14 protein-coding genes are annotated in these 17,174 nt (G+C 65.5%); 2 read left to right on the top strand and 12 right to left on the bottom strand.

Going from position 1 to position 17,174, the window contains the following annotated elements; genetic code table 11:
* Positions 1–50: 50 nt before the first annotated feature.
* The 5 genes from L879_RS0115005 to L879_RS0114980 all read right to left on the bottom strand — a co-directional run bounded on the left by L879_RS0115005 (position 51) and on the right by L879_RS0114980 (position 7,393).
* Positions 51–3,011, bottom strand: coding sequence for a 2-oxoglutarate dehydrogenase E1 component (locus tag L879_RS0115005; RefSeq protein WP_027316828.1), 2,961 nt, complete (start codon positions 3,009–3,011; stop codon positions 51–53).
* Positions 3,012–3,071: 60 nt separating this feature from the next.
* Positions 3,072–3,959, bottom strand: coding sequence for a succinate--CoA ligase subunit alpha (gene sucD, locus L879_RS0115000; RefSeq protein WP_027316827.1), 888 nt, complete (start codon positions 3,957–3,959; stop codon positions 3,072–3,074).
* 361 nt (positions 3,960–4,320) lie between these two features.
* A complete protein-coding gene (gene sucC / locus L879_RS0114990) occupies positions 4,321–5,517 on the bottom strand; it encodes an ADP-forming succinate--CoA ligase subunit beta (protein ID WP_027316825.1) in 1,197 nt (398 codons plus the stop codon).
* A 74-nt stretch (positions 5,518–5,591) separates the two neighbouring features.
* Positions 5,592–6,554, bottom strand: coding sequence for a malate dehydrogenase (gene mdh, locus L879_RS0114985; RefSeq protein ID WP_027316824.1), 963 nt, complete (start codon positions 6,552–6,554; stop codon positions 5,592–5,594).
* A gap of 230 nt (positions 6,555–6,784) precedes the next feature.
* Entirely contained in the window at positions 6,785–7,393 is a 609-nt protein-coding gene (locus tag L879_RS0114980; protein WP_084021048.1) for a TetR/AcrR family transcriptional regulator, read from the bottom strand.
* Positions 7,394–7,624: 231 nt separating this feature from the next.
* Here L879_RS0114980 and L879_RS0114975 point away from each other — a divergent pair, with 231 nt between their 5' ends.
* Complete coding sequence (locus tag L879_RS0114975) at positions 7,625–8,932, top strand: NRAMP family divalent metal transporter (protein ID WP_027316822.1); 1,308 nt, start codon at positions 7,625–7,627, stop codon at positions 8,930–8,932.
* A gap of 65 nt (positions 8,933–8,997) precedes the next feature.
* Here the strand turns inward: L879_RS0114975 and zapE are convergent, their stop codons facing one another.
* The 6 genes from zapE to sdhC all read right to left on the bottom strand — a co-directional run bounded on the left by zapE (position 8,998) and on the right by sdhC (position 14,481).
* On the bottom strand, positions 8,998–10,191 hold the full coding sequence (gene zapE, locus L879_RS0114970) for a cell division protein ZapE (RefSeq protein ID WP_027316821.1): 1,194 nt from the start codon (positions 10,189–10,191) through the stop codon (positions 8,998–9,000).
* A 75-nt stretch (positions 10,192–10,266) separates the two neighbouring features.
* The gene (locus L879_RS0114965) at positions 10,267–10,854 is read right to left on the bottom strand and encodes an AprI/Inh family metalloprotease inhibitor (RefSeq protein WP_027316820.1); all 588 of its coding nucleotides are present in this window, start codon (positions 10,852–10,854) and stop codon (positions 10,267–10,269) included.
* Positions 10,855–11,021: 167 nt separating this feature from the next.
* On the bottom strand, positions 11,022–11,804 hold the full coding sequence (locus L879_RS0114960; protein ID WP_027316819.1) for a succinate dehydrogenase iron-sulfur subunit: 783 nt from the start codon (positions 11,802–11,804) through the stop codon (positions 11,022–11,024).
* A 14-nt stretch (positions 11,805–11,818) separates the two neighbouring features.
* Complete coding sequence (sdhA, locus tag L879_RS0114955) at positions 11,819–13,642, bottom strand: succinate dehydrogenase flavoprotein subunit (protein ID WP_027316818.1); 1,824 nt, start codon at positions 13,640–13,642, stop codon at positions 11,819–11,821.
* Positions 13,643–13,654: 12 nt separating this feature from the next.
* Positions 13,655–14,071, bottom strand: a complete 417-nt coding sequence (sdhD, locus tag L879_RS0114950) for a succinate dehydrogenase, hydrophobic membrane anchor protein (RefSeq protein ID WP_027316817.1) — start codon at positions 14,069–14,071, stop codon at positions 13,655–13,657.
* A 14-nt stretch (positions 14,072–14,085) separates the two neighbouring features.
* Complete coding sequence (gene sdhC / locus L879_RS0114945) at positions 14,086–14,481, bottom strand: succinate dehydrogenase, cytochrome b556 subunit (protein ID WP_027316816.1); 396 nt, start codon at positions 14,479–14,481, stop codon at positions 14,086–14,088.
* Positions 14,482–14,682: 201 nt separating this feature from the next.
* Here sdhC and L879_RS0114940 point away from each other — a divergent pair, with 201 nt between their 5' ends.
* Positions 14,683–15,567 (top strand): LysR family transcriptional regulator, encoded by an 885-nt coding sequence (locus L879_RS0114940; RefSeq protein ID WP_027316815.1) that lies wholly within the window; start codon positions 14,683–14,685, stop codon positions 15,565–15,567.
* Between the two features lie 32 nt (positions 15,568–15,599).
* Here the strand turns inward: L879_RS0114940 and L879_RS0114935 are convergent, their stop codons facing one another.
* Positions 15,600–17,024 (bottom strand): FAD-binding oxidoreductase, encoded by a 1,425-nt coding sequence (locus L879_RS0114935; protein WP_027316814.1) that lies wholly within the window; start codon positions 17,022–17,024, stop codon positions 15,600–15,602.
* Positions 17,025–17,174 lie beyond the last annotated feature (150 nt).

Here is a 17,174-nt window from a genome sequence, read left to right as displayed (position 1 = left end):
CTGCGGGGCCCGGACGAGCCCCTTGGAAAAGGGATGGGCTCCTGCGGCGTTCAGGCCGCAAAAGCCTCGTCGAGGAAAGCCTGGAGCTGGGCCACATGCTTGGACATGAGGCCGGTGGCGGTGGCGGCGGAGGCGGGACGGCCCACATAGCGCGGGCGCTCCACCTTGGAGCCGGCCGTCTTGAGCACCCATTCGAGATAGGGCTCGACGAAGGTCCAGGAACCCATGTTCTTGGGCTCTTCCTGGCACCACACCACGTCGGCCTTCTTGAAGCGGGAGAGCTCGGCGGCCAGCGACTTCGCCGGGAACGGATAGAGCTGCTCGACGCGCAGAAGATAGACATCGTCGATGCCCCGCTTCTCGCGCTCCTCCAGCAGGTCGTAATAGACCTTGCCGGTGCAGATCACGACGCGCCGGATCTTGTCGTCCTTCACGAGCTTGATGCCGTCGCGGCCGGTCTGCGCATCGTCCTGCAGCACGCGGTGGAAATGCGTGCCTTCCGAGATCGAGGCGAGCGTCGAGGTGCAGCGCTTGTGGCGCAGCAGGCTCTTCGGCGTCATCAGCACCAGCGGCTTGCGGAAGTCGCGCTTGAGCTGGCGGCGCAGGATGTGGAAGTAGTTCGACGGCGTGGAGCAATAGGCGACCTGCATGTTGTCCTCGGCGCACATCTGGAGGAAGCGCTCCAGACGGGCGGAGGAGTGCTCCGGTCCCTGGCCCTCGTAGCCGTGCGGCAGGAGGCAGACGAGACCGGACATGCGCAGCCACTTGCGCTCACCGCTCGAGATGAACTGGTCGAACACCACCTGCGCGCCGTTGGCGAAGTCGCCGAACTGGGCTTCCCACATGGTGAGCGCGTTCGGCTCGGAGAGGGTGTAGCCGTATTCGAAGCCGAGCACCGCCTCTTCCGAGAGCATCGAGTTGATGACCTCGTAGCGGGCTTGGGTTTCGGAGATGTGGTTGAGGTTCGTGTAGCGCTCCTCGTTCTCCTGGTCGGTGAGCACCGAATGGCGCTGCGAGAAGGTGCCGCGCTCGCAATCCTGGCCGGAGAGGCGCACGCGATGGCCTTCGACGAGGAGCGAGCCGAAGGCGAGCGCCTCGGCCATGGCCCAGTCGAGGCCCTCGCCGGTCTCCATCATCTTCTTGCGGTTGTCGAGGAAGCGCTGGATCGTGCGGTGGACGTGGAAGCCCTCCGGAACCGAGGTCAGTGCGTTGCCGATCTTCTGAAGGGTCTCGACCGACACGCCCGTCTGCCCGCGGCGCGGATCGTCCTGATCCTCGCGCACCGCCTTCAGGCCCGACCAGCGGCCGTCAAGCCAGTCGGCCTTGTTGGGCTTGTAGTTCGACGCGATGTCGAACTCGGCGTCGAGCTTCGAGCGCCAGGAGTTCTTCATCTCCTCGAACTCCGCCTCGGTGACGACGCCCTCGGCGATGAGCTTCTTGGAGTAGATCTCGGTGATCGACGGATGCGACCGGATCTTGCGGTACATGAGCGGCTGGGTGAAGGCCGGCTCGTCGCCCTCGTTGTGGCCGAAGCGGCGGTAGCAGAACATGTCTACCACGACGGGCTTCTGGAAGCGCTGGCGGTATTCGGTCGCGACCTTCGCGGCGAAGACCACGGCCTCCGGATCGTCGCCGTTCACGTGGAAGATCGGCGCCTCGACCATCTTCGCCACATCGGACGGATAGGGCGAGGAGCGCGAGAAGCGCGGATCGGTGGTGAAGCCGATCTGGTTGTTGATGATGAAGTGGATCGAGCCGCCGGTGCGGTGACCGCGCAGGCCCGAAAGCCCGAGGCATTCCGCCACCACGCCCTGGCCCGCGAAGGCCGCGTCGCCGTGGATCAGGAGCGGCATGACCGCCGTGCGGTTGTCAGCCGAGCAACCGTGCTGGTCCTGCTTGGCGCGCACCTTGCCGAGCACCACCGGATCGACGATCTCCAGGTGCGAGGGGTTGGCGGTGAGCGACAGGTGGACGTTGTTGCCGTCGAAGGAGCGGTCGGAGGATGCGCCGAGGTGGTACTTCACGTCGCCGGAGCCTTCCACGTCGTCGGGGGCGAAGGAGCCGCCCTTGAACTCGTGGAAGAGCGCCCGGTGCGGCTTGCCCATCACCTGCGTCAGCACGTTGAGGCGGCCGCGATGGGCCATGCCGAGGACGATCTCCTTGCAGCCGAGATTGCCGCCGCGCTTGATGATCTGCTCCAGCGCCGGAATGAGCGATTCGCCGCCGTCGAGGCCGAAACGCTTGGTGCCGGTGTACTTGAGGTCGAGGAACTTCTCGAAGCCTTCGGCCTCCACGAGCTTGTTGAGGATGGCGCGCTTGCCCTCCTTCGTGAAGGTGATCTCCTTGTCCGGCCCCTCGATGCGCTCCTGCAGCCACGCCTTCTCCACGGGGTCGGAGATGTGCATGAACTCGACGCCGAGGGTCTGGCAATAGGTGCGCTCGAGAATGGCGACGATCTCGCGGATCGTGCCGAATTCGAGGCCGAGCACGTTGTCGAGGAAGATCTTGCGGTCCCAGTCGGCCTCAGTGAAGCCGTAATGGGAGGGATGCAGCTCCTCGTCGCTCGGGCGCGGGTTGATGCCGAGCGGGTCGAGCTTCGCATGAAGATGGCCGCGCACGCGATAGGCGCGGATGAGCATGATCGCGCGAACGGAATCGCGGGTGGATTGCAGCACCTGCTCGGGGCTGATCTCGGCGCCCTTGGCTTGCGCCTTCGCCTTGATCTTGTCGCCGACGGCCTTCTCGACCTGGGACCAGTTGCCGTCGAGGGCGGAAATCAGTTCGCCATTGGCGGCAATCGGCCAGTTCGGCTTCTCCCAGGACGGCCCCGTGGCCGCTTTCTCGACAGCCTGCTTGTCGTCCTTCAGCGCGCCGAAGAAGGCCTGCCATTCGGCATCGACCGAGTTCGGATCCTTCTCATAGCGGGCTTGAAGCTCCTCGATATAGGGCGCGTTCGCCCCATAGAGGAAAGCGGTGTTCAGGAAGTTTTCGTTGGCGTCTTGACGTGCCATGGCAATCTGCAATCCAAAAGCTGTTTGGCCGCCCCGACACCGGAGCGGCCTTTTCTCTCTTTACTGACCCTTGAGAACCTCGACGAGGGTCTTGCCGAGACGTGCCGGGGATGGCGACACGCGGATGCCCGCGGCCTCCATGGCGGCGATCTTGTCTTCCGCGCCGCCCTTGCCGCCGGAGATGATCGCGCCGGCATGGCCCATGCGGCGTCCGGGAGGAGCCGTGCGGCCGGCGATGAAGCCGACCATCGGCTTCTTGCGGCCCTTCTTGGCTTCGCGGGCGATGAACTCGGCCGCCTCTTCCTCTGCCGAACCGCCGATCTCGCCGATCATGATGATCGACTGGGTCTTGGGGTCGGAGAGGAACATGTCGAGCATCTCGATATATTCGGTGCCCTTCACCGGGTCGCCGCCGATACCGACCGCCGTCGTCTGGCCGAGGCCTTCGTTGGTGGTCTGGAACACGGCCTCGTAGGTGAGCGTGCCGGAGCGCGACACGATGCCGACCGAGCCGGGCTTGAAGATGTTCGCCGGCATGATGCCGATCTTCGACTCGCCCGCCGTCACAATGCCGGGGCAGTTGGGGCCGATGAGGCGCGACTTGGAGCCTTCGAGCGCGCGCTTCACGCGCACCATGTCGAGGACCGGGATGCCTTCCGTGATGCAGACGATGAGCGGGATCTCCGCGTCGATCGCCTCGAGGATGGCATCGGCCGCGCCCGGCGGCGGAACATAGACGACCGAGGCGTCGGCGCCGGTCTTCTCGCGCGCTTCCTTGACCGTGTCGAACACGGGCAGGTTCAGGTGCGTGGAGCCGCCCTTGCCGGGCGAGGTGCCGCCGACCATCTTGGTGCCGTAGGCGATGGCCTGCTCGGAGTGGAAGGTCCCGTTCTTGCCGGTGAAGCCCTGGCAGATGACCTTGGTGTTCTTGTCTATGAGAATGGACATTTTTTGCGCCTTAGGGATTTCTATGCCTCGGGCTTGCACGCTTTGTATCGAACTTTCTTCCAGTCCGACCAAGCATAAGCCTCTCCATCTGTCGGGATTTGTTGCTGTTCAGCTCTGGCAGGAGACCATTCAATATGCATCCAATCAAATGAATCATTATCGAGACGCCTGCCAAGCACTCCCCTCCAGACACAAAGCTCAGGCCGCACTAGCTTCTTGATTTCGAAGAAGTCTTTCGCATCCTGTTGGCTTGAAAACCTCGCCTCGTGGGCGGCGTTTCGTACCGGCTCGGTATCCCAGCATACGAAATGCGGGAATTCGAGGTCAGTCGTGCTAGGGGTGAATGCTTGCTCGGCTTTCATCAAACGCCCCGAACTGCGTTCACGATCTTCTGGGCGGCGTCGTCGAGGTCGTCCGCCGGGATCACGTTGAGGCCGGATTCGCGGATGATCTTCTTGCCCTCTTCGACGTTGGTACCCTCGAGGCGCACCACCAGCGGAACCTGGAGGCCCACCGCCTTCACGGCCGCGAGCACGCCGCGCGCGATGACGTCACACTTCATGATGCCGCCGAAGATGTTGACGAGGATGCCCTTCACGTTCGGGTCGGCGGTGATGATCTTGAACGCCGCCGTCACCTTTTCCTCGGACGCGCCGCCGCCGACATCGAGGAAGTTCGCCGGCTCCTCGCCGTAGAGCTTGATGATGTCGAGGGTCGCCATGGCGAGGCCCGCGCCGTTGACCATGCAGCCGATGGTGCCGTCCAGCGCGATATAGGCGAGGTCGTATTTCGAGGCCTCGATCTCCTTCTCGTCCTCTTCCGTGATGTCGCGCAGTTCGACGATCTCAGGGTGACGGTAGAGCGCGTTGGAGTCGAAGGAGATCTTCGCATCCAGGCACTTGAGGTGCCCGTCCTTTGTGACGATGAGCGGGTTGATCTCCAGCATGCTCATGTCCTTGGCCGTGAAGGCGGCGTAGAGCTTGGCGGTGAGGTCTTCGGCCTCCTTGGCAAGCGGGCCCTTGAGGCCGAGCGCCTGGGCGACCTTGCGGCCGTGGAAGGCCTGGACGCCCGTGGCCGGATCGACCGAGAAGGTCAGGATCTTCTCAGGGGTGTCGTGGGCGACCTGCTCGATGTCCATGCCGCCTTCCGTCGAGACGACGAAGGCCACGCGGCCGGTCTCGCGGTCGACGAGCATGGAGAGGTAGAATTCCTTCTCGATGTCCGAGCCGTCCTCGATGTAGAGGCGGTTGACCTGCTTGCCGGCCTCGCCCGTCTGGATCGTGACGAGGGTGTTGCCGAGCATCTGCTTGGCGAATTCCTTCACCTCGTCCACGGACTTGGCGAGGCGCACGCCGCCCTTCTCGCCGGCGGCGGCTTCCTTGAACTTGCCCTTGCCGCGGCCGCCCGCGTGGATCTGGGACTTCACGACCCAGAGTGGACCGCCGAGTTCCTTGGCGGCGGCTTCCGCCTCGTCGGCGGAGAAGATGGCCTTGCCGCGGGAGACCGGCAGCCCGAACTCCTTCAGAATGGCTTTGCCTTGATATTCATGGATGTTCATTCGTTTGTCTCCGCGGCTGCGGTTGAAGGCGTGAAGGCCGGGACGGAGCCCGGCCATGACGTCCTGAGGTTATTTTAGGCGAGAGCCGGGTTGATCTGCTTGCAGGCGTCCACGAGACCCTGCACGGATGCGACCGATTTGTCGAACATGGCCTTCTCCTCGGCCGAGAACGACACTTCGACGATGCGCTCCACGCCCTTCTCGCCGATCACGATCGGAACGCCGACGAACATGTCCTTCACGCCGTACTGGCCGTTGAGGTAGGCGGCGCAGGGCAGGACGCGCTTCTTGTCCTTCAGGTAGCTCTCCGCCATCGCGATGGCGGAAGCGGCCGGCGCGTAGAAGGCGGAGCCGGTCTTGAGCAGGTTGACGATCTCGCCGCCGCCCTTGCGGGTGCGCTCGACCATGGTGTCGAGCTTCTCCTGGGAAGTCCAGCCCATCTTCACGAGGTCGGGCAGCGGGATACCGGCGACGGTGGAGTAGCGCACGAGGGGCACCATGTCGTCGCCGTGGCCGCCGAGCACGAAGGCGGTCACGTCCTCGACGGACACGTTGAACTCCTCGGCGAGGAAGTGGCGGAAGCGGGCGCTGTCGAGAACGCCGGCCATGCCCACGATCTTGTTGGCAGGAAGGCCCGAGAACTTCTGGAGCGCCCAGACCATGGCGTCGAGCGGGTTGGTGATGCAGATGACGAAGGCGTTCGGGGCATATTGCTTGATGCCGCCGCCGACCGCTTCCATGACCTTCAAGTTGATGCCGATCAGGTCGTCGCGGCTCATGCCGGGCTTGCGCGGCACGCCGGCGGTCACGATGATCACATCGGCGCCTTCGATGGCGGCGTAGTCGTTGGCGCCCTTGTACTTGGCGTCGAACCCGTCGACCGGCGCGGATTCCGCGATATCGAGACCTTTGCCCTGGGGAATGCCTTCCGCGATGTCGAAGAGCACGACGTCGCCGAGTTCCTTCAAGCCGACGAGATGGGCGAGCGTTCCGCCGATCTGGCCTGCACCGATGAGCGCGATCTTTTTCCGGGCCATGGTCTGTCCTTGGGTTTTGCTGAGGCGAAGAGCCTTCTTGAGGTCGGCGCTGTTTGACACGAGAGATGGCCCGTCATCAAGCGAACAAAAGGTTAAAGATCAAGGCTTTGCGCTTTCGCGGCCTGGCGCTCAAGCTTAACCGTTGGAAAATACTTTTGCATTACAGGCGCTTGGACCGGCCGAGAGGCAGAGGATTTTCCTGTTACATTTTTTGAAATTTGTAACTAACGCTACACGCTTCCATTGGCCAGAGCCCTCAAGACTACGCGGATCATCGTGGCGAGGCGCTGGTCGAGGATGTCCTGCGGAACGTCCGCGTCCAGGCGGACGGTCAGGGGGTTGATGAAGCGGTAGACCGCGTCGCTGATGAAGGCGTGGGCCTTCTCCCGGTCCCGGGGGTCGAACTTGCCCGTGACGATGCCCTCGTCCAGGACCCGCTCGATGAGCTGGCGCATCCGCGCCCGGTGCTTGCGGACAAGGGAGCGCGAAGTTTCGGTGGCGGTGCAATAGACATCGAAGAGGTGCCGGTCCTGCTTCAGCAGGTCCCGGTGGGCGCGCGCCCAGGCCTGGATCAGGCGTTCGAGCTTGTCGTCGGCGGGGTCGGGGGAATCCGCGATCTCGGCGATGATGGCTTCCATCTGCCGCAGCCATTGGCCGGCCACTGCGTCGATGAGGGCGCCCTTGTTGGCGAAGTAGCGGTAGACATTGGCATGGGTCATGCCGGCGGCATCGGCGATGCCGACCACGGTCACGTGGCGGGGGCCGTGGCGGCGCAGCTGATCGGCCGCGATGTTCAGGAGCTGCACGTCCACCGGCACCGTATGGCGCACATTCTTCATGACTTCGGCCCGGCTACGGGAGGATCGGGACCGGCTCGGCCCGACCGCATTCCAGGATTGAGGCGATCGCCGTATCGATACCATCGGGACGCCGGCGGCGCCAGGATCAAGCCAGCTTGACGCGGCCCTCCTGCATCGCGCCTACTGGCGCATCGGTCCGCCGGCGGATTGGCCATCCCGGGATCGATCCGACGTTCCGTCCCTGCCGAGAGCAACCGCCGAGAGGTCCACGTGGCGAAATCTCCGCCCAAGCACCCGGGGAGCAAGCACCCAAGCTCGTCGCGGCATCGCAGGTCCCTGGCCAACCTGCTCGGCCCTGGCCTGATCACGGGCGCGGCGGATGACGATCCCAGCGGAATCGCGACCTATTCCCAGGCCGGGGCCCAGACGGGGTTCGGCCTCTTGTGGACGGTGTTCCTGACCACACCCTTCATGGTGGCGATCCAGACCGTCAGCGCCCGGATCGGCGCGATCACGGGGCGGGGGATTGTCGCCAATGCGTGGGCGATCTATCCGCGCCCTTTCGTGCTGGCGCTGGTCGCCCTGCTATGCGCGGCCAACATCGTCAATCTCGCGGCGGACTTGGCCGCCATGGGAGAAGCCCTGCGGATGCTCGCCGGCGGTCCGGCTCATGTCTATGCCGCCGCCTTCGGCCTGCTCTGCCTCGTGCTCCAGGTCTTTATCTCGTATCGCCGCTACGCGCCCTACCTCAAGAGCCTGACCTTGGTTCTCTTCGCCTATGTGGCGGCGGCCTTCAGCGTTCATGTGCCCTGGGCGGAGGTCTTTGCCGCGACCTTCCTGCCGCGATTCTCGTCGAACGCCGATTACTGGTTTCTCGTGGTCGCCATCCTGGGCACCACCATCAGCCCCTACCTGTTCTTCTGGCAGGCGGCCGAGGAGGTGGAGGAGGAGAAGCTCGGGCATCTCCACAGCTTCTCGCGCTCGCCGGAGCGGGCCAAGGCGCGGCTCTGGGAGATCGGCGTCGATACCTGGATCGGGATGGTCTTCTCCAACCTCGTCGCCTTCTTCATCATCGTCACGACCGCCGCCACCCTGCACAAGAGCGGCGTCACGGATATCCAGACCGCGTCGGAAGCGGCCGAGGCCCTGCGGCCCATCGCGGGCCCCTTCACCTTCGCCGTTTTCGCCATGGGGATCATCGGCACTGGCCTGCTCGCCGTGCCGGTGCTCGCGGGCTCCGCGGCTTACGCGGTGGCGGATGCGTTCGGCTGGCGCAACAGCCTGGAGCTCACCGTGGTCGAAGCGCGCGGCTTCTACCTGATCCTCGGCGGCGCGACATCCCTGGGGATCCTGCTCGCCCTGTCCGGCATCGACCCGATCAAGCTGCTTCTCTGGAGCGCCGTCTTCAACGGCATCGCGGCGGCCCCCATCATGGGCATGATGATGGGCATCGTCACCAGCAGGCGGGTACTGGGCGACTATACGGTGCGGACCTGGCTCGCCTGGGCCGGTTGGGGCGCGACGGGGCTCATGGGCCTCGCCGTCATCGCTCTTCTTGCGAGCCTGTTCCTCGGCTGAGAAGAAAGCATCGGATTCGATCCCAAAAGTGCAAGTCCACTTTCTCGTCCGATGCTTGAGCCGCCTCAGGTCTCGGCGAGCCCCGTCGTGCTGCCGGAGGCTTCCGAATCCGACCGGCCATGCGGCAGGGCGAGATATTCCTCGGAGCGCATCTCGATCAGGCGCGAGACGGTGCGGTCGAACTCGAAGGCCTCGCGGCCCGTATCGGCATGATAAAGCGCGTGCACTTCGCTCTCGGCGGAGGCCAGAAGCTTCACATGGGCGTCGTAGAGGGCATCGACCAGCATGATGAAGCGCTTCGCCTCGTTGCGGCGCTCGAAGGTCATCTTCGGGATGTTCTCGAGGATGATTGTATGGAACTCCTCGGCCACGGCGAGGTAATCGGCGGCTCCGAGCGGCTTGGAGCAGAGATCCGCGAAGGAGAGGCGGGCCACCCCGCCCGCCGCCTGCGGCACCTCCACCGGATGGCCCTTGACGGTCAGGGTCACGGGGTTGCCGTGATCCCGGCCCGTAAGGCTCCTGAAGGCGCGGCTCAAGGCAAGATGGGCGTGGTTGTCCGCCGGGGTGTAGAAAACCGGGCTGCCCGCGAGCTTCTCCAGCCGGAAATCCGTGCGGGACTCGAGCTTCACCACCGCCATCCGCTCCTGCAGGAGCCCGATGAAGGGCAGGAAGAGCGACCGGTTTAGGCCGCCCTCGTAGAGCCGTTCCGGCTCCACGTTGGAGGTCGCCACCACCACGACCCCATGGGCGAAGAGGGCCGTGAACAGCCGCCCCAGGATCATGGCGTCGGCGATGTCGGTGACGGTGAACTCGTCGAAGCAGAGCACCCAGGCTTCCTGCGCCAGCGCCTCCGCCACGGGCGCGATGGGATCGTCGCCCGCGACCTTCCCGCTCTTCAGCTTCTGCCGGTACTCGTGGATCCGCTCGTGCACATCGGCCATGAAGGCGTGAAAATGGACCCGGCGCTTGCGCCGCACGGTCAGCGCCTCGAAGAAGAGGTCCATCAGCATGGTCTTGCCGCGCCCGACCGAGCCCCAGACATAGAGCCCCTGCGGCGGCGCGGCGCTCTTTTTGCCGAAGAGCCAGCCGAGCGCGCTGGGCTTGCGGGCGAGCCGGTGATTGGCGAGGCTTTCGGCCAGCGCCTCGAGCCGCCGGAGCAGCGCCACCTGCGCGGGATCGCGCTCGATGGCGCCCGACGTGACCAGGGCGTTGTACCGGGCCGTGATGGAGAGAGGCGAGGAAAAGGAGGTGTCGTTCACGGGATGATCGATACGCCTCTCGTGCCTTCAGCGCAAACGGCTTGCGCCTGAATGGACTGCCGCGCTCTTCGGAACTCAGCGCGAGAGCGACAGGGGAGCGCCGGACTTGGCGATCACGCCGCTGAGCGATGAGGACGAGCCGCGCAGGCGCGCGGCGACGGCGCCGCCGGTCTGGTAGAGATAGACCTCGCCGTCGCGGTAATCCCAGGCATTGACCTTGGACAGGTCCTTGTTGGCGCAAGCGGTGGCCGAGGCCCGGTAGAGGTCGAGGGCCGGGCTGCTGGAGAGCTGGATGCGGCAGCTGCCGCCGGAGGTCTGGGCGTTCCAGTTGCCGACGATGGCGGTGCGGCTGGAGGGCACCGCAACCGGCGCGGGCGCAGGCGCGGCCACGGTCGGCGGCGGAGGCGCGGGCGGCAGGCCCGCGATGTCCGTGCCTCCGGCCGGAGGTTCCGTCAGGTTGGGAGCGACGGGAGCACCGGCGACGGGCGGCAGCGGGCTGGCCTCGATGGGGCCGGACGGCACCGCCTCGACAGGGGGAGCCTCGGTGATGGGGGCCGCCGCCGCGCTCCGGACCGGAGCGCCGCCGAGGCGGGTCGAGGAGCACGCGCCGAGGGCGAGCGCGGAAGAGATCACAGCAATCGTGAGCCAGAGGGGCTTCGTCATCGTCGTCCTCGCATGCAGGCCGTCCACCCGGACGGGTCCCGATTCAACCCAGGCTACAGGAAGGAATATGAACCCAGGCCAACTTTATTCTGGCTTCGACATATGGGATCGCGGCCCACAAAAAAAGGCGCACGAGGCGCCTTTTGGGGATGTGTTGCGAAGACGCCTCAAACGGCGCGCGCGACCATCATCTTCTTGATCTCGGCAATGGCCTTCGCCGGATTCAGGCCCTTGGGGCAGGTGTTCGCGCAGTTCATGATCGTGTGGCAGCGATAGAGCCGGAACGGATCATGCAGGTTGTCCAGGCGCTCGCCCGTGTTCTCGTCGCGGCTGTCGATGAGCCAGCGATAGGCCTGGAGCAGGGCCGCGGGGCCCAAGAACCGGTCGCCGTTCCACCAGTAGCTCGGGCAGGAGGTGGTGCAGCAGGCGCAGAGAATGCACTCGTAGAGCCCGTCGAGCTTGGAGCGGTCCTCCGGCGTCTGGCGCCACTCGGTCTCCGGCTCCGCCGTCTCCGTCTGCAGCCAGGGCTCGATGGAGGCGTGCTGGGCGAAGAAGCTCGTGAGGTCCGGCACCAGATCCTTCAACACCGGCATGTGCGGCAGCGGATAGATCTTGATCGCGCCGTCGCCGCAATCGTCGATGCCGAGCGTGCAGGCCAGCGTGTTGCCGCCCATGATGTTCATGGCGCAGGAGCCGCAGATGCCCTCGCGGCAGGAGCGGCGGAAGGTCAGCGTCGAGTCGACGTTGTTCTTGATCCACAGAAGCGCATCGAGAACCATCGGGCCGCAATCGTCGCGATCGACATAGTAGGTGTCGATGCGCGGATTGGCGCCATCGTCCGGGTTCCAGCGGTAGATGCGGAATTCCTGGACGTTCGTGGCGCCGGCCGGCTTCGGCCAGGACTTGCCTTCGGTATACTGGGAGTTCTTGGGAAGAGTGAACTGAGCCATCGTTGCTGTCTTCCTTAGTACACGCGAGCCTTGGGCTCGATGTACTGAATGTCGTTCGACATGGTGTAGGTGTGCACCGGGCGGTAATCGAGGGTCACCTTGTGGGAGGTGTCGTCGAGCCAGGCCAGGGTGTGCTTCATCCAGTTCTTGTCGTCGCGCTCGGCGAAGTCCTCGCGGGCGTGGGCGCCGCGGGATTCCTGACGGTTCGCCGCGCCTTCCATGGTAACGACCGCCTGTCCGATGAGGTTGTCGAACTCCAGCGTCTCGAGAAGGTCGGTGTTCCAGATGAGCGAACGGTCGGTGACCTTGATGTCGGCGGCCGCGTTCCACACGTCGTGGATCAGCTTCTTGCCCTCTTCCAGCACCTCGCCGGTGCGGAACACCGCGCAGTTGTTCTGCATGGTCTTCTGCATCTGGAGGCGCAGCTCGGCGGTCGGGGTCGAGCCGTTGGCGTAGCGGAACTTGTCGAGGCGCGAGAGCGCGAGCTCGTCGGCATTCTTCGGCAGGTCCGCATGGCGCGCGTTGGGCTCCAGAATTTCGGCGCAGCGCAGGCCCGCCGCGCGACCGAACACCACGAGGTCGATGAGCGAGTTGGAGCCCAGGCGGTTCGCGCCGTGCACGGACACGCAGGCCGCTTCGCCGAGCGCCATCAGGCCCGGCACCACCGTGTCCGGGTTGCCGTTCTTAAGCGTCAGCACTTCGCCGTGATAGTTCGTCGGGATGCCGCCCATGTTGTAATGCACGGTCGGCAGGACCGGGATCGGCTCCTTCGTCACATCGACGCCCGCGAAGATCTTCGCGCTTTCCGAGATGCCGGGCAGGCGCTCGTGCAGGATCTTCGGGTCGAGATGGTCGAGGTGGAGATAGATGTGGTCCTTGTTCTTGCCCACGCCGCGCCCGGCGCGGATCTCCATGGTCATCGCGCGGGAGACCACGTCACGGGAGGCGAGGTCCTTGGCGGAGGGCGCATAGCGCTCCATGAAGCGCTCGCCTTCCGAATTCGTGAGATAGCCGCCCTCGCCGCGCGCGCCCTCGGTGATGAGGCAGCCCGCGCCGTAGATGCCGGTCGGGTGGAACTGCACGAACTCCATGTCCTGCAGCGGCAGGCCGGCGCGCAGCACCATGGCGTTGCCGTCGCCCGTGCAGGTATGGGCGGAGGTGGCCGAGAAATACGCGCGTCCGTAACCGCCCGTGGCGAGGATCGTCATATGGGCGCGGAAGCGGTGGATCTCGCCGGTCGACTGGTTGAGCGCGACGACGCCGATGCAGCGGCCCTCGTCGTTCATCATCAGGTCGAGGGCGAAATACTCGATGAAGAAGTTCGTCTGGTTGCGCACCGCCTGGCCGTAGAGCGTGTGCAGGATCGCATGGCCCGTGCGGTCGGCGGCGGCGCAGGTGCGCTGCGCGGTGCCCTTGCCGTATTCGGTGGTCATGCCGCCGAAGGGGCGCTGGTAGATCTTGCCTTCCGCCGTGCGGGAGAAGGGAACGCCCCAGTGCTCCAGCTCGTAGACGGCGGCGGGAGCGTTGCGGCACAGATACTCGATAGCGTCCTGGTCGCCGAGCCAGTCAGACCCCTTCACGGTGTCGTACATGTGCCAGCGCCAGTCGTCCGGCCCCATGTTGCCGAGCGAGGCGGAAATGCCGCCCTGCGCCGCGACCGTGTGCGAGCGGGTGGGGAACACCTTGGTGATGCAGGCGGTGCGCAGGCCCGCCTGGGAGCAGCCGACGGTGGCGCGCAGGCCCGCGCCGCCCGCGCCCACGACCACCACGTCGAAGGTGTGGTCGACGATCGTGTAGGCCTTGCCGTTGATGGCTGCGCCGTTCGTTGCTTGAGCCATGTGTTGAGTTCCTTAAACCAGGATGCGGCCGAGGCTGACCTTGAGGATGGCGTAGAGGCAGGCGACCGCGATGACCGCCGCATAAAAATTGTTCGCAATCACGGCGACGACGCGCAGGCCCTTGTCGTGAACATAGTCCTCGATCACGATCTGCATGCCGAGGCGCATGTGGTTGGTGACCGAGACGACCGCGAGGATCAGGAGGATCGCGACGAGCGGATGCGAGACGATGGCGATGGCGTCCTGGTAGGAGGAGCCGGCGAGCGCCGCCACGACGATCACGAAGGCGATGACGAGCGGGATGTTCGCCACCGCGGTGACGCGGTGGAGCCACCAATGCTCGACGCCGTGCCCGGCGGCGCCGAGGCCCTTCACGCGGGCGAGCGGGGTGCGCATGGAAACGCGGGTATCAGCCCTGTTGTCGGCCATGGGTCCGGTCTCCTTTAGAAAGCGACGAAGGCGACGACCCAGATCGCGAGGGTGAGCGCGACCGAGCCGATGAGGGTGAGGCGGGCCATGCCGATCCGCTGGGCGGCCTCCATGCCGTAGCCGAAATCCCACACGAGGTGGCGCACGCCGCCGAGCATGTGGTGCATGAGGATCCAGGTGTAGCCGAAGAGGATGAGGGTGCCGAGGGGCGAGCCGAAGAACCACTGCACGGCGTCGAAGGCCCCGGGACCGGCGGCGAGGCAAACGAGCCAGATCGCGAAGAGCGCGATGCCGCCGTAAAGCGCGATGCCGGTCAGGCGGTGGGCGACGGACATCGCCATCGTCCAGCTCCACCGGTAAATCTGAAGATGCGGGGACAGGGGCCTGGGGGCCACTTTCGCCTCAGCCATGGTGTTCACTCCTGGTCGGCGACGGTCGTCGCGCGTAGTTTGGAACGGTTCGTATCGGATGCGCGGCAACACCGCAATGCGCCTTCCGCCCAATCGGGTGACAGAGGGCCACACTTCGTCAGCGGCGAAGATGCTTCAGGCTCGCATACCGCGCAATTTTTAATTATTCTTATCTCCCTTCGCGAATGACGAAGGAAACCTATGCAATTCGATCTGACGGACCTGAGCCTCTTCCGGCATGTGGTCGAGGCGGGAAGCATCACCCACGGGGCCGAGCGGGCCCATCTGGCCCTGGCGGCCGCGAGCACCCGCATCCGCAACATGGAAAAGTCCCTCGGGGCTCCCCTTCTCCTGCGCACCCGGGCGGGCGTGACCCCGACGCCTGCCGGGCGGACCCTGCTACAGCATGCCCGCGCCCTGCTGGCCCAGGCCGAGCGCCTGCGGGAGGATCTCGGCTCCTACACGGGCGGGCTGACAGGCCAGATCCGGATTCTCTCCAACACCAATGCGCTCACCGAGTTCCTGCCGGAGGCCCTGGGCACGTTCCTCGCCGGGCACCCCCAGGTGTCCATCGACCTGGAGGAGCGCCTGAGCGACGAGATCGTGGGGCTCATCGCGGAGGGGGTCGGGGATATCGGCATCGTGGCGGGCACGGTCGAGACCGGGCAGCTCGAAACCTACCCGTTCCGCAGCGACCGCTTCGTCCTGGCGGTGCCGAAGGGCCATCCCCTCGCCTCCCGCCCCAGCATCCCCTTCGCCGAGGTGCTGGAGCACGATTTCGTGGGCCTCGACCGGGCGAGCGCCCTCCAGCGCTTCCTCTCGGCCAAGGCCAGCCGGACCGGCAAGCCCCTGCGCCTGCGGGTGCAGCTCAGGAGCTTCGACGCCGTCTGCCGCATGGTCGAGGCGGGCGTGGGCGTCGGCATCGTGCCCGAGACCACGGCCCGCCGCGCCACCCGCACCACGGCCATCCAGACCGTCGCCCTGGAAGATCCCTGGGCCGCCCGCGACCTCACATTGTGCATCCGCTCGCTCAAGGACTTGCCCCCCTCGGCGCGGCAGCTCGTGGAGCACTTGCGCAAGGGGTGAGGGGTTGAGAACTCACCCACGCTCAAGGGAGCCTAATGCGCGGGCCGCACGTTCTGGTTCATGCGGAACAGGTTCTCCGGATCGTAACGCCGCTTGATCTCGGCCAGGCGGCAATAATTCCCTCCATAGGCGGTTTCGACGCGGTCCGACTCGTCGCCCGGCATGAAGTTGACGTAAGCGGTCGGAGCGGCGTGAGGCTTGCCCGCCTCGAAGATCCCACGCGCCCAGGCGATGCAGGCCTTGTCCATCGCCGGATCGCGCCAGCGCGCGTGCACGTTCATCACGAAATGCGAATTTCGTTGCGGAAATGCCGTCGCCTCCGCTGGGACCCGTCCGGCGGCGCCGCCCACATGGCCGATGAAGATCTCGCATTCCGGGCCCGGCAATGCGCGGATCGCATCGGTCAGAAGGTCGATGGTCGCATCGGAGAGCTCGATGAAATCGAGGCTCTTCCAGTAATTGCGGGCACCGGGGGTCAGCAGCGGATCGAAGGCCTGCTGCCAGCCGGCGAAAAGATGCGGAGCGACCACATCGGCGATCGGCCTGCCGATGGCGCGCAGCCCGGCCGTCGCTTTCTCGCCTGCGGCGAGATCGCCGCAATAGCACATGGCGAGGATCACCACGTTCCTGCCATGCCATTCCGGAGGGAGGAACGGCAGCGGCGGCGCCTGGCGCATCACGGCCCAGCACGTCAGCTCGTCGGGCGCGGCCTCCAGGGCATCGCGGTATTGGGCCAGAACCGTTTTCGCATCGTCGAACGGATGCACCACCAGGCCCGACATCACCTGTGGGCCGAGTTCGTGGAGCTTGAACTCGAAGCAGGTGACGATGCCGAAGTTCCCGCCGCCGCCGCGCAGGGCCCAGAAGAGATCCGGGTTCTCGGTCGCGCTGGCGCGCACCATCTGGCCGTCCGCCATCACGACGTCGGCCGCCACCAAGTTGTCGATGGTGAGGCCGAACTTGCGCGTGATCCAGCCGAACCCGCCGCCGAGCGTCAACCCGGCGATGCCCGTGGTGGAATTGATGCCCGTCGGCAGCGCGAGGCCGAAGGCCTGCGTTTCCTTGTCCACATCGGCCAGCGACGCGCCCGGCTCGACCCAGACCCGCTTCGCCTTGGCATCCACGCGCACCGATTTCATCGGCGACAGATCGATCATCAGGCCGCCGTTGCAAACGGCGTTGCCGGCGATGTTGTGCCCGCCGCCACGGACCGAGACGAGCAATCGGTTGTCGCGCGCAAACTGCACCGCATGAATGACATCCGCAGCTCCCGCGCATTGCACGATCAGGGCGGGCTTGCGGTCGATCATCGCATTCCAGATTCCGCGCACGCCGTCATAGGAGGGGTGGTGCGCATCGAGCACGGGGCCGCGCTGCTGCGCCGCCAGCGCCTCGATCGCAGCGGCGCTGACCGTCGTCATTTCCGATTGCAGATTCATGAGGCTCATGTCGTTCATGGTTCGCTCCTCTCAAGGGTGAACCGTCGCCCCACAGCCAACATTTTGCGCCCGCCATCCAGACGGCGCAAGGCATTCGTTCGGATCCTGCGGGATTTTCCGGCAGGGCTGCGCAGCTTCGACGCCGTCCGACGCGTGATCGAGGCGAAC

Source organism: Microvirga flocculans ATCC BAA-817, from assembly GCF_000518665.1.
Classification (GTDB): domain Bacteria; phylum Pseudomonadota; class Alphaproteobacteria; order Rhizobiales; family Beijerinckiaceae; genus Microvirga; species Microvirga flocculans.
The sequence above is the reverse complement of the archived record's forward strand: the minus strand, read 5'-3'. Positions and strand labels throughout refer to the sequence as shown.

Excerpts from the sequence above, each read along its gene's own strand:
- L879_RS0115005 (WP_027316828.1), bottom strand. The coding sequence starts at position 3,011 with ATGGCACGTCAAGACGCCAACGAAAACTTCCTGAACACCGCTTTCCTC.
- sucD (WP_027316827.1), bottom strand. The coding sequence starts at position 3,959 with ATGTCCATTCTCATAGACAAGAACACCAAGGTCATCTGCCAGGGCTTC.
- sucC (WP_027316825.1), bottom strand. The coding sequence starts at position 5,517 with ATGAACATCCATGAATATCAAGGCAAAGCCATTCTGAAGGAGTTCGGG.
- mdh (WP_027316824.1), bottom strand. The coding sequence starts at position 6,554 with ATGGCCCGGAAAAAGATCGCGCTCATCGGTGCAGGCCAGATCGGCGGA.
- L879_RS0114980 (WP_084021048.1), bottom strand. The coding sequence starts at position 7,393 with ATGAAGAATGTGCGCCATACGGTGCCGGTGGACGTGCAGCTCCTGAAC.
- L879_RS0114965 (WP_027316820.1), bottom strand. The coding sequence starts at position 10,854 with ATGACGAAGCCCCTCTGGCTCACGATTGCTGTGATCTCTTCCGCGCTC.
- L879_RS0114960 (WP_027316819.1), bottom strand. The coding sequence starts at position 11,804 with ATGGCTCAGTTCACTCTTCCCAAGAACTCCCAGTATACCGAAGGCAAG.
- sdhA (WP_027316818.1), bottom strand. The coding sequence starts at position 13,642 with ATGGCTCAAGCAACGAACGGCGCAGCCATCAACGGCAAGGCCTACACG.
- sdhD (WP_027316817.1), bottom strand. The coding sequence starts at position 14,071 with ATGGCCGACAACAGGGCTGATACCCGCGTTTCCATGCGCACCCCGCTC.
- sdhC (WP_027316816.1), bottom strand. The coding sequence starts at position 14,481 with ATGGCTGAGGCGAAAGTGGCCCCCAGGCCCCTGTCCCCGCATCTTCAG.
- L879_RS0114940 (WP_027316815.1), top strand. The coding sequence starts at position 14,683 with ATGCAATTCGATCTGACGGACCTGAGCCTCTTCCGGCATGTGGTCGAG.
- L879_RS0114935 (WP_027316814.1), bottom strand. The coding sequence starts at position 17,024 with ATGAACGACATGAGCCTCATGAATCTGCAATCGGAAATGACGACGGTC.